The organism is Pseudorhodoplanes sp. (assembly GCF_050250235.1).
Lineage (GTDB): Bacteria > Pseudomonadota > Alphaproteobacteria > Rhizobiales > Xanthobacteraceae > Pseudorhodoplanes.
Window position 1 is genome coordinate 1 of sequence record NZ_JBFWPA010000252.1, and the last position, 5,307, is coordinate 5,307.

Genomic DNA, 5,307 nt, shown 5'->3' on the forward strand with positions numbered 1-5,307 from the left:
GCGTAAGGGATATAGAATGCGATCAGGGTTCTTGATTTGAGCGGCTGTCGCTGGCCCCTTGGCGCAATTGCGGCCGCGACTGGCAACATGGAGGGGATTACCCTCCATGCGTTCGATTTCGAGTGTTTCCTGGTTAATGAACGCCAAAAGTCCGCATCCTGCTTCGCAGTTGAAGCAGACCGTTGGAACAAGGCTAAAGTGTCGCTCCACCTTCCGTGGCCATGCTGTTGGATCGTAATCGACGAAATCATCCCACTCGTCGTAGTCGGGATACGACGCAAGTCCACCAAAGCCCTCAAATTCGTCTCTATCTTTCATAGTTACCTTTCGCCCATCGCTCAAGAGTCAAGACTGCGGGACATACTGACCTGCCTGGATGTAGGCATGCGTGTGACTCAAAAGGCCTACTGCAACGACGAAACCTCCCGCTGACGCATAATGAAATTGGTCTGTGAGCATACCTGCCAATGCAAACGCGGCACCTGCGGCGATCAACAGGATGCTGGCCCAGTAAAGCAGCGCAAACGGACCTTTTGTAAGCGCGGCGGCGGCCAAGGCAGCCTGGCGCGTAGGATGAGGCATTATGAGCTCGCTTAAAGCGAGGCACCCCGAAATCAGCGCGGTGCAGGCCAATATTGCACTTATTACATTTTGGTTCTGGGTAGGCGTATCGATGACGAGCCCGAGCATCGCGAGCACAGCAGCACCGGCGGCTATGGCTTCAGCAGCATACAGAGCGGGCAAAAGGGGATTCTGCCAGAGGTCTCTTCCTTTCGATTCTCCAAGAAGAAACGCTGTATACACAGCACCAAGCAGTGCAATGGGGCTTGCGACCCAAGCGACGATTTTTAAAAGCAGCTCGTCCTCGAGAAGAACTGCGATGACGTAAACCGCGAGGCAAATTCCGAAACCGATAAGAATAAAGGCGCCACGCGCTAGCCAGGAGCGCCACTGAGGTCGGGTGATGATGTAATAGAAGCGTAGAGGGTGCGAAAGGTCTGATACTAAGAATGCGGATGTGAGAGCGAGGAACACGCCTGAAAGAAGTGAACCCGCTAGGTGCCACTTCATTTCGAACTCGACGCCTGACAAAAGTAACACCGCCAGGACGAAAAGCAGACCGGTAGAGATAGCCTTGGTCCAGCTGTAGGCAGACACACGCCAATCCCAGGGAGCCCTGGGAGAACTCCCATATGCCATAAGTGCGGCAGCAAAAGTTTTGTCCGGTCGAGAACTGTCTTTCTTTTCTCTGTGCGCCGCATGTTGCGACGTCGCCGTCGACCCGCGTCGCTCTGGGATGGTAGCGTCGAGCGTAAATTGCGACGCACCGATGTAAAAAACCTTCGGCGACGTAGCCTTTTCCGGCCGACGGACGTTCGTTCTTTCCTTGCTTATCGCCATCGAAACTTCGTTGGTAGGATCGTTAAGATTCCCCACGATCAGGGCTTGTGTCGGACAGACGACCACGCAAGCTGGTTCCATACCCCTGTCAATTCGGTGCGTACAGAAGTTGCACTTCTCAGCGCTATGATTGTCGGGGTTTATGTAAATGGCGTCGTAAGGGCAGGCGGCCATGCAGGCCTTGCATCCAATGCATGCCTCCCTATCGAAGTCGACGATCCCGTCCGGCCGACGGAACATCGCTGAGGTCGGACAAGCATAGACACAAGGTGGTGATTCGCATTGATTGCAGCGAGTCACTTGAAAGTGCCGTGCGGTAGATGGGTAGATGCCCACCTCCACGTACTCGACAAATGTACGAGTTACGCCTAGTGGGACGCTGTGTTCCGCCTTGCACGCTATCGTACAAGCGTGGCAGCCGATGCAGAGGGTCTGGTCAATGACCTTGCCCCATTTTGGTACGCCGCGATCAACCAAAGCTCTCTCCTCCGGTTTACTCCTAAATGTCTGGATTGCATCTTCAAGCCCGAACCGGCTGCAGGCAATGGATTTTCGACGGTCTGATCATGGTTCACTTACCAACGGCGCAGTGAATCTTTAAGAAGAGTTGGAGTCTCAGATTTGGAGAAGGGAGCACATACTTCTGCTTCGCCGCCAGATGTGCGCGTGCGGCAAGGGAGGTTTGCCCGAGGGCGAAAGCGAGCGCGCAGTGTCAGGGCTCTGCACTCTCAGCGGCTAGATCGTTCCGGAAGCTCGTCGGCGAATCGAGTCCGAGCGAATAGCACTGGTCCCTAACTAAGAAATCCTGTGCGTTACCTGCTATCGACTTGCAACGTCAACTCACGTGAAGAGGCTGCCCTATGGACAGGTCAAGGTGATGCACGCTCGGTCGGCCTCTTGGCAACACTATTCCGGGCAGGCATGAGCATGGCGCGATATGGGGCCTGGGGCATTGGCGGCATTGCTGCTCTTGTGTTCCTCCTTGTTGCTATTGGCGTGGGCGTCATGGCACTCCGAGGCCGAGACGATGGCGCGCCGATTGTTGAGGTCACAGTAACGCCGCCGGCTGAAGCGATGCCAAGTGTCGTTGCGCCACCAACGATTCCGCCGCTACCAACGCTCATGCCGGAGCAGGTCTATGCGATCGGGACGCGCACAGGCGTTCCATCGGTGGACGCGGTTCTTGGCGCTGTGGAATCAGGAAGTCCGACCCAGTTGGCCGGCGTCCTGAGCTACTTTCCGGTGCCCTGCACGGTATCGGTCGGGATAGGCGCAGTGCCCTGCCCTGCGGGAACGTCGTTTGGAACTTCGATTGATGTGATGGGCGTCGGTGTCTGTGAAGGGGAGTTCTTCCGTGAAGGCTTGGACGACCCGACTGTCGTGCTCACCTCATTTCTCCAAGGACCAGGACCGGACCGCGAATCCTTGCCAGCGGTTGACCCGCGAGTCTTCGCGATCATCGAACGCCCGATCTTTCCAACTGACCCCACCGTGCCTGGTGATCACCTGGTTTTCGCATCCGGCCACCTGATTAGTGTGGATGAAGCCGGAGCGACCTGGCTGGCATTCGGATGTGGATCCTCTGACCCATCCATCTTTGTCTCAGGTCCTCAGGCTGTACCGGGGCAGACCTTCCTGTTTTCGCCGCGATAGGAGCTGCTTTCGCGCACTACTGGTAAGCGGAACCCAATTGATCCACAATCACGCCGGGGCGGGGGCCGAATGGAGCCCTATGCTTTTTCTCACAACCGACGCGCGATTGATCAACCTGCCATCTGTGTCCACTTGCAGAGTCAGGGATCGCAAGATGCGGTGCTACGACGCTGATGGACGTGTAGTACAGACTCTGACTGCCGATGCATTCTTCATTTACGGGCACAGTAACCTCTACATGAGGCACGCCGCCGAAGTCTTGTTCAGCAAATCGCAGCTTCAGTCAGACACAAAGTCTGTCCGGTCGCTCGCCTACGAAGTCGTCGAGTGAGCTCAGATCCACGTGCGAGCGTCGCGCGATGACTGGGCAAGGAGATGGCGGCTCTTGAGTGCAGGATCAAGTCCATCATCGCGGAGCTTTGATTGCTCGCTGGTGACCAAGAGCGCCTCGGCGACCTATATAAAATTAGGTTCATTGCTGGCCTGTCATTTGTAAACGATCCGCTATCACCCTAGCACTATGCACCTGTGCCTTCGCCATTGCGTCCATGCTTAGCTAATAGCGCGACCCAAACTCAGAGCGCCCGGTAGTTTGCTCGCTGTCCTTATCGTCTCCACAACCAATTAAAGCGAGGGCTGCTGAGCCGACGCCAACAAGACCTGCGTTTCGTACGGCGCGCCGCCGGGTGAGCTTTCGTTCCCAGTAGGAAACTGACGACATTTTTAGCCACTCCTTTATCGAAGTTGATGCTCCCGTGTTAATAGAGTCCTTCAGGCCTCGGTGTATGAAAGAAGCGCTCCGGCAGCTGCTGAGCAAGCGCAGCGCTGCATGGAGCCTCGTGAGCCGTCGGAACGCTCTGGCGTGAAACGGTTCCTATCGATGAGAAATGATCAGGCACTTAGCTTTGTTCTCACCGCGATTCGCGATGATATGTGTCAAATTGACGGGCGCTAGACCGCCTGCCCCTTACTGAGATGGAAGACCTCCTCACCGAGGGTGAATTCAAGATCACCTTCGATGACGATCATCACCTCATCGTTTGTCGAGTGGCTGTGGGGACCAATGCTCGCCCCGGGGCCGACTTCTAGTTCGCCTATACGCAGCGTGCTTGTCGCTAGGGCTCGCGACTTCTTTTGCTCTTCAGGATCTTGGCTGACAAGACGGCGCATAACTAGGTTGGGTTGAATCTCGTGGGCTTCGACTTGTGAAGAATCAACGACTGGCACTTTGGTATAACCTCCAAGAACAAACCGCCGACAATCTGGGCTGTCCAGTCGGTCAGACATTAATAAGGAAACCCAAGATGTCAATAGATCTCACCGATAGATCGAGAGACGGACTAGTAGATGAAAGGTTCCAGTCGCCGCCGTCATCAGATGACAAGAGAAAAACGATCCTGGCGGCAGCGCGCGAGTGTATCGCTGAAAGTGGGCTGGATGGGACCTCAATCGCCAAAATTGCTCGGCGAGCGGGAGTCAGTAAGTCATTAGTGCTCTATCACTTCGGCACAAAGCAGAGCCTAGCTGCGGCAGCCTGGGAGACCGCACTCGCGGATGTAGGGATCAGGTTACATCCCTCATGGGCTCTCAGCAGGGCCTCGATCGCCTGGAAGCTGACTTTCGAGTGATGTTCCCTTCGACCACCACAAATTTGCCTCCGCCTAATTTTTGGCTCGAATTCTGGGCCCAGGCTAGCCGCGACGAAGGCCTCTGCCAACAGCACCTCGCAAGGTTCCAGATGACCCGCAAGCATTACGAACAAGCCGTTAGGCATGAATTGGCTGCGAGGAAGGTCCAGCCGGATATCGACGTATCTTTGTTGGCGGATGCCTTAGCAACACTCTCACTCGGATTCGAGGTTAGAGTAAGTCTCGATGGAGAATCGATATCGCAAGAGCGCGCATTTCAATCTACGAAGCAAGTGCTCGATTTGATTCGCCTACTCTTGCACGCACTCGATCGCTAGTCCGTCTCCTTCCAATCGCAATCGCGCCCATCTTGCTTCGGTCCTAAATCAATAAGGCAGACACGCTAAGCGCTCGTGACGCGAGCGCGTCTAGTTCGTTAGCCGTTCTGTATAGCGGGTCTATCAGGAAATACCCGCGACGGTGTGGCCCGCCGGGCAGGCCTCGGGATCGCCTTCCGAAACGAAGCTCTTCATGCACCCATCGCACCAAAACCGCACCTTCCCGTCGGCCAGGCCTTTCTGGTTCGCCACTCGCTTGAACCCTTTCGTCTCCTTCTTCGCCAGCG

General features: G+C 55.7%; 6 protein-coding genes. 3 read left to right on the forward strand and 3 right to left on the reverse strand.

The annotated features are described in order from the left end of the window. Both AB7F49_RS37965 and AB7F49_RS37970 read right to left on the reverse strand, forming a co-directional pair. Positions 1-318 (reverse strand): hypothetical protein (locus tag AB7F49_RS37965; RefSeq protein WP_428532756.1); only part of this gene is annotated, 318 nt, incomplete at its 3' end. 27 nt (positions 319-345) lie between these two features. Next, entirely contained in the window at positions 346-1,743 is a 1,398-nt protein-coding gene (locus AB7F49_RS37970) for a 4Fe-4S dicluster domain-containing protein (protein ID WP_428532771.1), read from the reverse strand. 465 nt (positions 1,744-2,208) lie between these two features. Here AB7F49_RS37970 and AB7F49_RS37975 point away from each other — a divergent pair, with 465 nt between their 5' ends. After that, positions 2,209-3,054 carry a hypothetical protein gene (locus AB7F49_RS37975; protein ID WP_428532759.1) on the forward strand — a complete coding sequence of 282 codons (846 nt, stop codon included), beginning with the start codon at positions 2,209-2,211 and terminating at the stop codon, positions 3,052-3,054. Positions 3,055-4,005: 951 nt separating this feature from the next. Here the strand turns inward: AB7F49_RS37975 and AB7F49_RS37980 are convergent. Beyond that, positions 4,006-4,281: a cupin domain-containing protein gene (locus tag AB7F49_RS37980; RefSeq protein ID WP_428532762.1), complete on the reverse strand. Its 276-nt coding sequence runs from the start codon at positions 4,279-4,281 to the stop codon at positions 4,006-4,008. Positions 4,282-4,358: 77 nt separating this feature from the next. On the opposite strand from AB7F49_RS37980, the gene AB7F49_RS37985 reads away from it, so the two are divergent. Beyond that, a complete protein-coding gene (locus tag AB7F49_RS37985; protein ID WP_428532765.1) occupies positions 4,359-4,682 on the forward strand; it encodes a TetR/AcrR family transcriptional regulator in 324 nt (107 codons plus the stop codon). After that, entirely contained in the window at positions 4,634-5,020 is a 387-nt protein-coding gene (locus AB7F49_RS37990; protein ID WP_428532768.1) for a TetR family transcriptional regulator C-terminal domain-containing protein, read from the forward strand. The genes AB7F49_RS37985 and AB7F49_RS37990 overlap by 49 nt, the downstream gene beginning before the upstream one ends. Positions 5,021-5,307: the final 287 nt, after the last annotated feature.

Coding starts and splice junctions, on each gene's coding strand:
- AB7F49_RS37985 (WP_428532765.1), top strand. CDS start 4,359: ATGTCAATAGATCTCACCGATAGATCGAGAGACGGACTAGTAGATGAA.
- AB7F49_RS37990 (WP_428532768.1), top strand. CDS start 4,634: ATGGGCTCTCAGCAGGGCCTCGATCGCCTGGAAGCTGACTTTCGAGTG.